Source organism: Pseudomonas sp. MC6 (assembly GCF_054790575.1).
Genome location: NZ_CP186504.1, coordinates 4938412 through 4950891, shown reverse-complemented (window position 1 = coordinate 4950891; position 12480 = coordinate 4938412). Strand labels below are relative to the sequence as shown.

Here is a 12480-nt window from a genome sequence, read left to right as displayed (position 1 = left end):
GTCATCGCTCCTTAAGCCTGAACCAGCGGGCCGGGGTTTTTCAGGTATTGCTCGCGGATCGCCTTCGCCGACCAGTAGGTCAGTGCGGCAACCAGCCCGGTCGGGTTGTAACCCAGGCCTTGCGGGAATGCCGAGGCACCCGGAACGAAAACGTTGTGCACGTCCCAGCTCTGCAAGTAGCGGTTCAGCGCGCTCTTCTTTGGGTCGGTGCCCATGATCGCGCCACCGTTAAGGTGGGTGGTCTGGTACGACGCGGTGTTGAAGTGGTCGCCGACTTTCTTGCCGATCACCGCAATGGCTTTCGGGCCCATCGCTTCGGCGACCTTGCCCATTTTCTCGACCATGAAACGGTTCATCTTGATGTCGTTTTCCTGCCAGTCGAAGGTCATCCGCAGCAGCGGCAAACCATAGGCATCGCGGTACACCGGATCGAGATCGAGGTAGTTGCCCCGGTAGGACTGATGCGCGCCGTGGGCGTCCATCGACACCTGGTGGGTGTAGTAATCGGCGGTCGCGCGTTTCCAGGCACTGCCCCACGCCGGTGTGCCCGGCGGGTTCGAAGTGCCGGCAATCGGCCGGCTGCCAGCCTGGTTGACCCACATCGGCGAGCCGCCGACGAAGCCGTGCGGGCCGTGGTCGAAGTTGTCGGCGTTGAAGTCATCCAGCGCCACGCCGTTGCCGCCGGCGCCGATGAAGTTGTTGGTGTGGGTGTCCTTGTCGAAGAACGCCTTGATGGTCGCCATGTTCTGGTAGGCGAAGTTGCGCCCGACCACGCCCTCGCCAGTCTTCGGGTCGTACGGTTTGCCGATGCCGGAGAGCAGCATCAAACGCACGTTGTGCAACTGGAACGCGCCGAGAATCACCAGATCCGCCGGTTGCTCGATCTCGCGACCCTGTCCGTCGATGTAGGTCACGCCGGTGGCTTTGGATTTGCTGCTGTCGAGATTGACCCGCAACACATGCGAGTTAGGCCGCAGCTCGAAATTCGGCAGCGGCTTGAGCGCCGGCAGAATGTTCACGTTCGGCGAGGCTTTGGAATACATGTAGCAAACGTAACCACTGCAGAAACCGCAGAAGTTGCACGGCCCCATCTGTGCGCCGTAAGGGTTGGTGTAAGGCCCCGAGGTGTTTGCCGAAGGCAAGTTGTAGGGCTTGTAACCGACTTCAGTCGCTGCTTTGCCGAACAGCTGTGCGGAGACTGTGTTTTTCTGCGCTTCCAGCGGGAACGGGTTGGAGCGATCCGGCGCGTACGGGTTGCCGCCCTTGCCCTGACCGACCAATTGGCCTTTCACCGTCCAGGCCTGGCCCGAGGTGCCGAAGACTTTTTCGGCGAAATCGAAGAACGGCTCCAGTTCTTCATAGCTGACGCCGAAGTCCTGGATGGTCATGTCCTTGGGGATAAAGCTTTTGCCGTAGCGCTCTTCGTAGTGGCTACGCATGCGCAACTCGATCGGATCGACCCGGAAGTGCACGCCCGACCAGTGCAGTCCGGCGCCGCCAACACCATTGCCCGGCAGAAACGCGCCCAACTGGCGGTTCGGCAGGGCGATGTCGTTGACGCTGTGGCGAATGGTGACGGTTTCCTTGGAGATGTCCTGAAAGAGTTTTTTACGCACGCTGTAGGTGAGTTCGTCGATCACCTGCGGATAGTTGCCGTCCGGGTAGGTGTCCTGCATCGGCCCGCGCTCCAGCGCCAGCACGTTGAGACCCGCTTCGGTTAGCTCCTTGGCCATGATCGCGCCGGTCCAGCCGAAGCCCACGATTACTGCGTCAACCTTCTTCATTACCGTTGCCATGCTTACGCCCTCTCGCCGCGAATCGAAACTGCCGGGAAGGGGTATTGCTCGTTACGTTCCACCCAATCCATGAAATCGGCGCGGGCGCCGGGGAAGCCGATCATGGTCCAGCCGACCATGCCTTTGTTGCCACCGTGGATCGGGTCGCAGAAGAACCCCTCCTTGGTGTTTTGCAGCAGCAGATTGAAGAAAATCTTCGCCGGAACCGCGTCGAACTGCGCTTTGCCGGTTTCAAGTTGCTTGAGCAAATCGTCTCGGGTAGCGCTGTCTTGCTCAGCAAATACTTTACCGTTGAGGGATTTTGCCCACTGATCCGTGGCGGCGATGCCGAGGCGATAGATCTCTTTGGGCACCAGTTTGCTCTGCCAGCCCATTTCCGGAGCGGCGTCGGCGTTGAACGGGCCTTGCATGTACCACAGCGCACCGGCGGCGTACGGCGTGTTCATCTGCCGGTCGATGTATTCCGGCACGCCGGCTTCGAGCGCGCCCGGGCCTTGGGCATCGTTGGGGATCAGCTGTGCGACGGCGGCATTGATGAACGCCCATTCTTCGGCGGTGAAATAGCTCGGCTGATACACGCTGGCATCAGTGCGAACCGGTTGCGGCGCGGGCGCAGCTGGTTTGGCTTCAGGCGCTGCTTGCAAGACGCTGCTGCCCAGACCGGTGCCAGCCAGGGTGACCACCGGAATCAGGGTCAGGGATTTGCGCAAAAACTCACGCCGCGGGTTGTCTCGATCTGCATCAGACATGGGGGTGCACCTCATCAGGCATTAGGGGACAGCCGCTTCTGCGAACGGCTTGAGGATTTTTCGTCGAGACGGATCCGGTCTGACCCGGAAAAAGGGGACGCGTCTGCAACATGATGTGACAAATGGTAGCAGGCTAAGCTTCTCGATGAACCGATTCATCGGAAAAAAACAGCGGTTTTCTGCGTGACGGTGAATGAAACCGTGCCGATTCACGATTCTTTGACGGATGACTCACAGGGCTTTGACCGCGCAACGCCGAAGCTGCGTTCCCCTCATCGATGAATCCCGACACGGTCACCCCAGCATGTCCCGAGTACGCTTGTTCCCTGCTTTGTGTTTATCACTTGTAGCGCTGCTGCACTGGCTGCCGGCCCAGGCTGCGGCAACCGCGACGGCCCGTCCCGCTGATTGGGCGCAACCGGTCGAAGTGCAATACAACCTGTTCCAGATGTCGCCGACGCTCTATCGAAGCGCGTTACCGGATGGCGGCGCCGTGCCGTTGCTGAAAAATCTCAAAGTCGCCACGGTGATCAACTTCCTCCCGGAAGCCGACAGTAATTGGTTGTCCGAGCCCGGCATCAATCAGGTGCAACTGCCGTATCGCACCAACCATGTTGACGACGCCGATGTGCTCAAGACCTTGCGGGCTATTCAGTCTGCCGAAGCCAACGGTCCGGTGTTGATGCACTGCAAGCACGGCTCCGACCGCACCGGCCTGATGGCGGCGATGTACCGTGTGGTGGTGCAGGGCTGGAGCAAAGAGGATGCCTTGAGCGAGATGACTCAGGGCGGTTTTGGTGAGAGCGGGCACTTCCGCGATAGCGTGCGCTACGTGATGCAGGCCGATGTCGACAAGCTGCGCACGGCGCTGGCCAATGGCGATTGCAGTACCAGTGCTTTCGCCACCTGTTCGATGAAAAGCTGGTTCAAGTCCGCCCACGTCGAGTGATCGGTCAGTCCGGTTGCGCTGCCAGATCAGCGGCGACCGGCTGGCCCATAAAGGTTTCCAGCGCGCTGAACAGCGAAGTCGAATCACCAGAGAAGAACGCTTCACGCAGTTCCCGGCCGGTTTGCACATTGAAGACCCCATCGCGCTCAAAGCGCTTGAACGCTTCGCTGGCCAGTACGCCTGACCATTTGTAGGCGTAGACCGAGGCTTCGTAACCGGTCACCAGATAATCGAAACTGTTGGCAAGGCGGCAATACGCGGGCAATTGTAGCTGCGGTATTTGTTGTAGCACCGCTTGGAAGCACTGTTGCGCGTTTCGGCCGTTTTCTTCGCTGCGGTGCAATTCCAGATCGAATAAAGCCTCAAGCAGCAACGTAGCGGTATCGCGACTGGTGTGCGTGGCGATGGCGGCCAGCGCTGACGTTAGCCGTGTGCGGCTTAGTGGCGCACGGGTTTTGTAGTGTACTGACAGCCACTGAAGCAGCTCCTCTGAAAGACTTAATTGTTCGAACAGTTGCCCGGCGAACTCGCCCGTATCACGCCCCAGTTGCGAGATACCCGACAGGTTGTGATGGGGCGAACGGGTCAGCACCTGTTGCAGGCAATGCCCGAACTCATGGAAAAGCACGCGCAGGTCTTTATGTGAAAGCAGGCAGGGATGCTCGCTGGTCGCGGACGGGAAGTTGCAGTGGAGGATGGCGATCGGCAGGGCTGGCCGGCCCTCGGCATTGATGCGTCGGTTGCGCACAGTATTGGTCAAGGCAAAGTCAGGGGCGTCCTCGCGATGAAACGGATCAACGTAGATGTACCCCATCACCTGATCGTATTCGCTGACCTCCAACAGGCGCACATCCTCGTGCCAATGGCTGAGGTCTTGCTGCTCTGCCAGTTTGATACCGAACAGGTGTTCATTGAACTGGCAGAACCGGCGCAGCGTTTCATCCAGCGGAAAATACTCGCGAAGTCCTTTCAGTGTGCTCGCCGAGCGTTGCTGGCGTAATTGCTCAGCAAAAAACTCGAAATCCCAGGCCTGCAGTTCTGCGACACCTTGCGTTGCGGCGAATGCTTGCAGCGCCTGTATGTCCTGCTCCAGTGCGGCGCGATTGTGCTCGATCTGCTGTTTTAGAAAATGTTCGACCTGAGCGGGCGAGTTGGCCATGTGATTTGAAAGCCGCAGATGGGCAAAGCTCTCGAAACCCAGCAAACTGGCTTTTTCATGGCGTAACCCGAGTAACTTTTGCAAGACCGGACCGTTGTCGAACTGAAGAGCCTGCGGTCCTTGATCCGAGGCCCGGGTGCAATAAGCGCGGAAATACTCTTCGCGCAAACTCCGGTCTCGCGCATTTTTCATGAAGTATTCGTAAGTGTTGCGATCCAGCGTCAGCAACCAACCGCTTTTTCCCGTTCGACGCGCATTCAGCGCCAGTCGATCCTTGAGCGCGGCTGACAAGCCGTTGAGCGTCGCCGCCTGGTCAATCTGCTTGCTCCAGGCGGCATTGCTGCGCTCCAGATTGATCTGGAACAATTGCTCCTGAAGCTCGATGTCGAGGTTTATTGCGGTTAACCGCTGTCGCTGATCGGCGGGCAATTCGATGCCCGACCGACGAAAAGCGCGCAGTGTCTTGGCCAGCGACGCTTTGCGAAAGTCATCAAAGCTGTCGGCGATCGGGCTCTGCTGCAGACGTTGATACGTGTGATAAAGCTCCAGGTTCGCAGCCTTCTGCACCCGATAGCGAGCCGCAGTAATGCTGCACAGGGCGCTTTGCTCTATCCAGTCGATGTCCGTGGTTTTGACGGTCGAGAGCACTTCAATGATGCCCATGGTTTCAGCGAGCCGTGCGTCGGCTTCGGCGACGGCCACCACCAGATCATCCCAATTGGGGTGGTCGGTCTGGGTGGCGATCACTTCGGCGATGATCCGCTGATTATCGGCCACGATGGCATTGATGGCGGGTGCCAGGTGCTCGGCCTTCACGTCGGACCAGGCCGGCAGCTGCCAGCGTTGTAGCAGGGGATTGGTAGGGGGCATCGCGTCTTCCTTGACCGCAGGTTGAAAAAAATCAGCCTACGGAGAAAGCGCAAGGGCAAGGCATTAGATAGATACCACCTCGCACCGCTGATTCGGTGCGAGGCAGTCATGGCTCAATTGGGCTGGTCAGGCTTTTTTTTCAGTTTCGGGTTGGGGAAAAACTGTACGGCCTGCACGGTCTTGTCCGGCGCGGGTTTGTTCAGCGCACTGGTGTTGACCCGCGTGCCCAATTCTTTCGGCACCGACAGCCCTTGCTCGTTTAGCGTATCCGAGTAACCGCAGGCCACACATTCGCGGTGCGGCACGCCGTCCTCGTTCCACATCATCAGCTTGTCCGGTTCGCTGCACGCCGGGCAGACCGCCCCGGCGATAAAGCGCTTCTTGGTAATCACAGGCCCCTCACTCATGCTGCCGCGTCCTCACTCAGGCCGCTGTGGCGCAACAGTGCGTCAATCGATGGCTCACGGCCACGGAAGTCGACGAACAGCACCATCGGCGCCTGCGAACCGCCGCGCGCCAGAATCGCTTCGCGGAAGGCGCGGCCGGTTTCTGCGTTGAGCACGCCGTCTTCTTCAAACTTCGAGAAGGCATCGGCCGACAGCACTTCCGCCCACTTGTAGCTGTAGTAACCCGCCGCGTAACCGCCGGCAAAGATGTGCGCGAAGCTGTTCGGGAAGCGGTTGTAGGCCGGCGGACGCATCACCGACACTTCGTCGCGAACGCCTTCCAGCACTTGCAGCGGATTGCGGCCGTCACCGTGGGTGGCGTGCAGTTCGAAGTCGAACAGCGAGAACTCGAGCTGACGGACCATCATCAGGCCGGACTGGAAGTTCTTCGCCGCGAGCATTTTTTCGAGCAGGTCCTGAGGCAGCGGCTCACCAGATTCGTAGTGACCGGAAATCAGCGCGAGACCTTCCGGCTCCCAGCACCAGTTTTCCATGAACTGGCTTGGCAGCTCGACCGCGTCCCACGCCACGCCGTTGATCCCGGAAACACCGGCGTGATCAACGCGAGTCAGCAGGTGGTGCAGGCCATGACCGAATTCGTGGAACAGCGTGGTCACTTCGTCGTGGGTCAGCAGCGCAGGCTTGCCGCTGTCGGCCGGGGTGAAGTTGCACACCAGATTGGCCACCGGGCTTTGCAGCACGCCGTCGACGGTACGACGACGGTCGCGGGCGCCGTCCATCCACGCCCCGCCACGCTTGTTGGCGCGGGCATAAAGGTCGAAGAAGAAGCGGCCGACGTGCTGGCCGTTTTCCTTGATTTCGAACAGGCGCACGTCCGGGTGCCAGGTGTCGAAGCCCTTCTGCTCGGCGATCTCGATGCCGTACAGACGCTGAACGATGGCAAACAGACCGCCCAGCACTTTGTCGATCGGGAAGTACGCACGCAGGGTTTCCTGGGCAACGCTGTAGCGCTGTTCACGGAGCTTTTCGCCGTAGAAACCGCTGTCCCAGCTTTGCAGATCGGCGCAGCCCTGTTCGGCGGCGTAGGCGCGCAGCTGTTGCAGATCCTGCTCAGCGAACGGCTTGCTGCGCTTGGCCAGATCGCGCAGGAAGCTCAGTACCTGATCGCTGGATTCGGCCATTTTCGTGGCCAGGCTCAGCTCGGAGAAGCTGGCGAAACCCAGCAGCTTGGCCAGTTCCTGACGCAGATCGAGGATCTCTTCCATCACCGGGCCGTTATCGTTCTGACCGGCGTTCGGGCCTTGATCCGAGGCGCGGGTGCAGTAGGCGGCGTAGACTTCTTCACGCAGCGCGCGGTCTTGCGCGTAAGTCATCACCGCGTAGTAGCTCGGGAATTCCAAGGTGATCAGCCAGCCATCGAGGCCTTTGGCTTGCGCGGCGGCAGCCATTTGCGCCTTGGCCGAATCGGTCAGGCCGGCGAGGGCGGCTTCGTCGCTGACGTGCTTGGTCCAAGCCTGCGTAGCGTCGAGCAGTTGGTTGGAGAAGCGGCTGCCCAGCTCGGACAGTTTGCTTTGCACTTCGGCGTAGCGTTTCTGCTCGGCTTCCGGCAGGTCGATACCCGACAGACGGAAGTCACGCAGAGCGTGTTCCAGAATAGTCTTTTGCGCCACGTCGAAACCAGCGGCTTCCGGGCTGTTGGCCAGCGCTTCATAAGCCTGGAACAGCTCGCGGTTCTGGCCCATCTCGGTGGAGTAGGCGCTCAGGGCAGGCAGGCACGACTCGTAAGCTTCGCGAAGCTCGGCGCTGTTGCACACGGCGTTGAGGTGGCTGACCGGGCTCCAGGCAGCGCCGAGACGGTCATTGAGTTCGTCCATCGCCAGTACCAGGCCGGCCCAGGTCGGGTTATGGACTTGGCTCTTGAGGATTTCGGCGATGGCGGCGCGGTTGTCGGCCAGGATCGTTTCGATGGCGGGCAGGACGTGTTCGGCACGGATCGTGGAGAACGGTGGCAGGTCGTAGGACTGCAGCAGAGGGTTGTTCACGCTCACGGTTGGCACCTTGGCTGGGGAAACATTGCCCCATCTTAATTACAATCGGCATCATCCGCAGCTATCGGCGACAGAGAGAGAAATTATCGTGTCCGTTCGCAAGTACCAGAATCACACCCCCAGCCTGAGCAAAGGCGCCTTTGTCGACAGCTCGGCGGTGGTGATCGGCGACGTCGAAATCGGTGAAGACAGCTCGGTCTGGCCGCTGACCGTGATCCGCGGCGACATGCACCGCATCCGTATCGGCGCGCGCACCAGCGTCCAGGACGGTTGCGTGCTGCACATCACCCACGCCGGCCCGTTCAACCCGGACGGCTTCCCGCTGCTGATCGGCGATGACGTGACCATCGCCCACAAAGTCATGCTGCATGGCTGCAGCGTTGGCAGCCGCGTGCTGATCGGCATGGGCAGCATCGTCATGGACGGCGCGGTGGTCGAGGACGATGTGATCATCGGCGCCGGCAGCCTGGTACCGCCGGGCAAGCGCCTTGAAAGTGGCTTCCTTTATGTGGGTAGCCCGGTGAAGCAGGTGCGTCCGCTCACCGACAAGGAAAAAGCCTTCTTCACCTACAGCGCGGCGAACTACGTGAAGCTCAAGGATCTACATCTGGCCGAAGGCTACGACACACTCTGATTCGAATTGGCGACTGCCCAGGAATTTTCATGCATTACCAAACCGTACTGTTCGACCTCGATGGCACCCTGACCGACCCACGTGAGGGCATCACCCGTTCCATTCAGTTTGCCCTCGCCAAACTCGGCATCGATGAGCCGGATCTGACCAGACTGGAACACTTTATCGGCCCGCCGTTGTTGCAGGCGTTCATGCAGTTCTACGATTTTGATGAAGCCAAGGCGTGGCAGGCGGTGAATTTCTATCGTGAGCGCTTCAAGGTCACTGGCCTGTATGAAAACCGTGTGTTCGAGGGTGTTACGCCGTTGCTGGAAACCCTGAGTGGCCAAGGACGGCAGTTGTACATCGCGACTTCGAAGCCATGGGAGTTCGCCCGCGAGATTGCTCGGCATTTTGATTTTGCCCGGCACTTCAAGGTGATCTACGGCAGTGAGCTGGATGGCACGCGGACCAACAAGGTTGAGCTGATTGCGCATCTGATCAAGGAAGAAGGGCTGGATCCGGCGGATACGCTGATGATCGGTGATCGCAAGCACGACCTGATCGGCGCGCGCAGTAACGGGCTGGATGCGGCGGCAGTGGGTTATGGGTTTGGCAGTTTTGAAGAGTTGAACGCTGAGGCGCCGGCTTATCACTTTGAAACTTTGGACGAGTTGCATCAGGCCTTTTTGCAGCGCTGATCAAATTGCTTTCGCGAGCAGGCTCACTCCTACATTTGGAACGCATTCCCCTTTAGGAGTGAGCCTGCTCGCGATGACGGTTTTTTAGCCACTGAAGGCCTGAGCGTCTGCCAACGCTTTGAGTGCCGCCTTGCGCTCGCTCACCGGCAATTTGCCAAGTTCCTCCACCTCAGCATAAAACCTCATCCAATCCCCCCCGACCTTTTTGAACAACGCCGCAAACGCCGGCACCCACTGGTCATACAAACCAAACGGCAGCAACCGCGCATTGTTCAGCGGCGCGTTCACCCAGGCGTCGTAACGCTTGTCCCCGGCCCACTGGCTGTCCCTCATCATTCTGTATTTGCGGCGAAACTGCTCGAACTCGGCCGCTTTACGTTCGCGCATCAGCTCGGTCGCTAATGGCTGTGTATAAAGCTTCTCCAGCCGTGAGCGGGTATCGAGCACCAACTCAATAAACTGATCGCGTTGTTTCAGCCGTGAATCGGTGTCCGCCGGCAACCCCCGAAACGCTCGCCACTGCCGCGTGCCTTCCTGCTCGACAAACGTGGCAAATGACTCGTTGAACTCGGTGTCGTCCTTTACATAGAAGCGCTGATGCGCCAGCTCATGAAAAATCAGCGTGGCCAGACGCTCATCGCCCCAGCCCATCATCGAGTTAAGGATCGGGTCATTGAACCAGCCCAGCGTCGAATAGGCCTCAACGCCGCCAATCGAAACGTCCATGCCCTGCAAACGCTGGATCGCCGCTTCACCCCGCGCCGCGCTCTGGCTGTAGTAACCGCGATAGGCCACACAACCGGCAATCGGGAAGCAATGGTTCTGTGGCGTCAGGGAGAACTCCTGAGTGGCGAACACATTCCACACCACGTACGGGCGATGGATGTCGGCGTAAAGGCGATAGCTCTCGTTATCCGGCAGGTGCAGATGTTCGCTGGCAAAGGCGCGGGCTTTTTGTGATTGCGCCAAATGTGCGCGCAGTGTCTCGTCGCGGCTCGGGTCATTGATCACCTTTTCCACTGGCTCCCGCGCCCGCAGCAATTGCAGCTGGCCGCTGGCCAACTGAGCGTAATAGCTGACGCTGGCGCAACCGTTGAGCAACAAAAACAACACACCCGGAAACAAAACCCGAAAAACGCGATCAAGTAACCCAAGGCTTGGAAACGGCCTGATCAAAATAAGAAATCCCCCGGAGAGTCTGTCCGCAAGACTATCCCGCCTTAAGGAGCACCGCTATGCGCATGTTGATGCTGTCAGGAGGCCTGCTGACGCTGGCCGGTTGTGCCGGATTCGGAATGCCCGATCCTGACCCTTCGCAAGCCTGGATCGATCTCGATGCCCGGCAGCAGGATACGGCGCTGCAAGCATTGCAGGTCGATACCCAGGCAACCACCGATAAACGCTACTTCGAAGTGCAGCCCGGCAGTCATGAATTGAAGGTGCGTTATCAGTTTCCGGTGGAGGCGACCAACATCGGTCCCGACGCTGAGCCGCTGTGGCGCGATTGCCAGTTGAGCGTGAAATTCAAGGATTTCAATGCCGGCCAGCGTTATCAGTTACAGGCCGGCAGTATCGGCTTCCGGCCATGGGCCAAGCTCTATGACGAGCAGCGCAAAGTGGTAGGCCAGGGCACGCCGGCAGGCTGTCAGCGAACCTGAACGGCGCTATGCTGAGTATTCAGATCAGTGGATATTCGTCATGCGCCAGTTGCTGTTGTTGCTCGTTGCCAGTCTTGTGGCCGGTTGTCAGACGCCATTGCCCCCGGTCGATCCGCACATGGCCTGGGTCGATTTTTCGACGCCGACGCCCGGCGGTAAAGTGCTCATGGCCGAGCGCCTCGACAAACAGCGACTGAATGACGGGCGCTACTTTCAGGTCACCCCGGGCAGCCACGAATTGCGCGTGCGGTTTGATTTCGAAGTGTTTGGCGGTGGTGGCGCGCTGATGACCGGGCCGGTGGAGCGGTTGTGCTACATGTACATCCGCTATGACCATTTCGAGGCCGGCCAGCGTTACACGCTGGAGGGCCGCTCGCTGGCGTTCACCCCAAGTGCCCGGCTGTACAACGCCAAGCGCGAGATTGTCGCCGAGGATCACGACTACAACTGCATTATCTGAGGCGACTCAGCTGTCGTTCTTCTGATAGATGATCGCTTTGGTGCCGTTCTCGCATGAACCGACCACCATGGCGATGTCATGTTTTGCGGCCTCTTCTTTGCTTACGATTTCCAGTGTGTAGGACGGCACTGCTTTAGCCTGAATCTTGACTTCGATCTCTTCCTTGAGTTTTTCGCAGTTTTTGGGTGCCGCAATTACCGAGGTGGCCAGTGCACTGCAGAGAATCGCCAAGCCAATACGTTTCATGAGTGAAGCTCCCTGAGGCAGCGCGCACGGGCGTGCGCTGAAGCTGCTGTCATTGATTCGACCATACTTTTACAGCGAGGGTTCTGACTTCGCTCACAAGTTGTGTTTTCGGTTTCAAACTCCGGGTTGATTGTGAAATCGCCTTCGCGAGCAAGCTCGCTCCCACATTGGTTCTGGCTAGACCCGTTCATTGTGGGAGCGAGCTTGCTCGCGAAGGCGTCGGCAAAGCCAACGCCTGATTCGAACCTTAAGAAATCAGCGAAGCCTCAAGCGTAATCTTCGCATTCAGCACTTTCGACACCGGGCACCCTTCCTTGGCCTTGTTGCTCAGCTCTTCAAACTGCTCCTGCGTCGCTCCAGGGATCTTCGCCTTGAGGATCAGCTTCACCGCCGTGATCGCGAACCCGCCCTCCACCTGATCGAGGGTCACTTCCGCCTGAGTATCAATGCTGTCGGCCTTCAGCCCCGCATCGCCCAGAATCATCGAAAACGCCATGGAAAAACAGCCAGCATGCGCCGCGCCGATCAGTTCCTCCGGGTTGGTACCTTTGCCGCCCTCAAACCGGGCCTTGAACCCGTACGGCGCTTCTCTGAGGACACCGGTTTCGGTGGAGATGGAGCCGATGCCGGTTTTCAGATCGCCTGCCCAATGTGCGGATGCTTTCTTCACGATAGCCATGTCTGCCTCCTCAAGATCTGGCGCGGAAACGCCGCGCCGTCGTGGTTTTTACTTGCAAGGCTTCTGAGGATAGACGCCGCAGCAAAGTTCAGCCCGGCTGAATCGTTGACTTTTTTAGTAGGAAATTTCATCACCGCTATTGAAA

The 12480-nt window shown here is 59.1% G+C and carries 13 protein-coding genes; 5 read left to right on the top strand and 8 right to left on the bottom strand.

The window, feature by feature from the left end; genetic code table 11:
* Nucleotides 1-11: 11 nt before the first annotated feature.
* Nucleotides 12-1796, bottom strand: a complete 1785-nt coding sequence (locus ACOYXE_RS22050; protein ID WP_405122569.1) for a GMC family oxidoreductase — start codon at nt 1794-1796, stop codon at nt 12-14.
* Between the two features lie 2 nt (nt 1797-1798).
* Entirely contained in the window at nt 1799-2545 is a 747-nt protein-coding gene (locus tag ACOYXE_RS22045; RefSeq protein ID WP_460926624.1) for a gluconate 2-dehydrogenase subunit 3 family protein, read from the bottom strand.
* A gap of 304 nt (nt 2546-2849) precedes the next feature.
* Here ACOYXE_RS22045 and ACOYXE_RS22040 point away from each other — a divergent pair, with 304 nt between their 5' ends.
* Entirely contained in the window at nt 2850-3494 is a 645-nt protein-coding gene (locus tag ACOYXE_RS22040) for a dual specificity protein phosphatase family protein (RefSeq protein ID WP_460926622.1), read from the top strand.
* Between the two features lie 4 nt (nt 3495-3498).
* Here the strand turns inward: ACOYXE_RS22040 and ACOYXE_RS22035 are convergent, their stop codons facing one another.
* From ACOYXE_RS22035 to prlC, 3 genes are all read right to left on the bottom strand, one after another.
* A complete protein-coding gene (locus tag ACOYXE_RS22035) occupies nt 3499-5523 on the bottom strand; it encodes a M3 family metallopeptidase (protein ID WP_460926620.1) in 2025 nt (674 codons plus the stop codon).
* Between the two features lie 113 nt (nt 5524-5636).
* Complete coding sequence (locus tag ACOYXE_RS22030; RefSeq protein ID WP_150652827.1) at nt 5637-5930, bottom strand: YheV family putative zinc ribbon protein; 294 nt, start codon at nt 5928-5930, stop codon at nt 5637-5639.
* A complete protein-coding gene (gene prlC / locus ACOYXE_RS22025; protein WP_160054548.1) occupies nt 5927-7978 on the bottom strand; it encodes an oligopeptidase A in 2052 nt (683 codons plus the stop codon). The genes ACOYXE_RS22030 and prlC overlap by 4 nt, the downstream gene beginning before the upstream one ends.
* Before the next feature lie 88 nt (nt 7979-8066).
* On the opposite strand from prlC, the gene ACOYXE_RS22020 reads away from it, so the two are divergent.
* Together ACOYXE_RS22020 and ACOYXE_RS22015 are read left to right on the top strand one after the other, a co-directional pair.
* Entirely contained in the window at nt 8067-8612 is a 546-nt protein-coding gene (locus tag ACOYXE_RS22020) for a gamma carbonic anhydrase family protein (RefSeq protein ID WP_160054550.1), read from the top strand.
* Nucleotides 8613-8641: 29 nt separating this feature from the next.
* Nucleotides 8642-9292: an HAD family hydrolase gene (locus tag ACOYXE_RS22015; RefSeq protein ID WP_460926618.1), complete on the top strand. Its 651-nt coding sequence runs from the start codon at nt 8642-8644 to the stop codon at nt 9290-9292.
* 84 nt (nt 9293-9376) lie between these two features.
* Here the strand turns inward: ACOYXE_RS22015 and ACOYXE_RS22010 are convergent, their stop codons facing one another.
* On the bottom strand, nt 9377-10468 hold the full coding sequence (locus ACOYXE_RS22010) for an aminopeptidase (protein ID WP_160054554.1): 1092 nt from the start codon (nt 10466-10468) through the stop codon (nt 9377-9379).
* A 59-nt stretch (nt 10469-10527) separates the two neighbouring features.
* Here ACOYXE_RS22010 and ACOYXE_RS22005 point away from each other — a divergent pair, with 59 nt between their 5' ends.
* Both ACOYXE_RS22005 and ACOYXE_RS22000 read left to right on the top strand, forming a co-directional pair.
* The gene (locus tag ACOYXE_RS22005) at nt 10528-10950 is read left to right on the top strand and encodes a PA0061/PA0062 family lipoprotein (RefSeq protein WP_460926617.1); all 423 of its coding nucleotides are present in this window, start codon (nt 10528-10530) and stop codon (nt 10948-10950) included.
* 40 nt (nt 10951-10990) lie between these two features.
* Nucleotides 10991-11410, top strand: a complete 420-nt coding sequence (locus ACOYXE_RS22000; RefSeq protein ID WP_160054556.1) for a PA0061/PA0062 family lipoprotein — start codon at nt 10991-10993, stop codon at nt 11408-11410.
* Between the two features lie 6 nt (nt 11411-11416).
* Here the strand turns inward: ACOYXE_RS22000 and ACOYXE_RS21995 are convergent, their stop codons facing one another.
* Both ACOYXE_RS21995 and ACOYXE_RS21990 read right to left on the bottom strand, forming a co-directional pair.
* Nucleotides 11417-11656, bottom strand: a complete 240-nt coding sequence (locus ACOYXE_RS21995) for a DUF1161 domain-containing protein (protein WP_160054558.1) — start codon at nt 11654-11656, stop codon at nt 11417-11419.
* A gap of 247 nt (nt 11657-11903) precedes the next feature.
* Nucleotides 11904-12335, bottom strand: coding sequence for an OsmC family protein (locus ACOYXE_RS21990; RefSeq protein WP_160054560.1), 432 nt, complete (start codon nt 12333-12335; stop codon nt 11904-11906).
* Between the last annotated feature and the right edge of the window lie 145 nt (nt 12336-12480).

What these genes read in the sequence shown, in the direction of transcription:
- ACOYXE_RS22050 (WP_405122569.1), bottom strand. Translation starts at nt 1,796, where the DNA reads ATGGCAACGGTAATGAAGAAGGTTGACGCAGTAATCGTGGGCTTCGGC.
- ACOYXE_RS22045 (WP_460926624.1), bottom strand. Translation starts at nt 2,545, where the DNA reads ATGTCTGATGCAGATCGAGACAACCCGCGGCGTGAGTTTTTGCGCAAA.
- ACOYXE_RS22040 (WP_460926622.1), top strand. Translation starts at nt 2,850, where the DNA reads ATGTCCCGAGTACGCTTGTTCCCTGCTTTGTGTTTATCACTTGTAGCG.
- ACOYXE_RS22035 (WP_460926620.1), bottom strand. Translation starts at nt 5,523, where the DNA reads ATGCCCCCTACCAATCCCCTGCTACAACGCTGGCAGCTGCCGGCCTGG.
- ACOYXE_RS22030 (WP_150652827.1), bottom strand. Translation starts at nt 5,930, where the DNA reads ATGAGTGAGGGGCCTGTGATTACCAAGAAGCGCTTTATCGCCGGGGCG.
- ACOYXE_RS22015 (WP_460926618.1), top strand. Translation starts at nt 8,642, where the DNA reads ATGCATTACCAAACCGTACTGTTCGACCTCGATGGCACCCTGACCGAC.
- ACOYXE_RS22005 (WP_460926617.1), top strand. Translation starts at nt 10,528, where the DNA reads ATGCGCATGTTGATGCTGTCAGGAGGCCTGCTGACGCTGGCCGGTTGT.
- ACOYXE_RS22000 (WP_160054556.1), top strand. Translation starts at nt 10,991, where the DNA reads ATGCGCCAGTTGCTGTTGTTGCTCGTTGCCAGTCTTGTGGCCGGTTGT.
- ACOYXE_RS21995 (WP_160054558.1), bottom strand. Translation starts at nt 11,656, where the DNA reads ATGAAACGTATTGGCTTGGCGATTCTCTGCAGTGCACTGGCCACCTCG.
- ACOYXE_RS21990 (WP_160054560.1), bottom strand. Translation starts at nt 12,335, where the DNA reads ATGGCTATCGTGAAGAAAGCATCCGCACATTGGGCAGGCGATCTGAAA.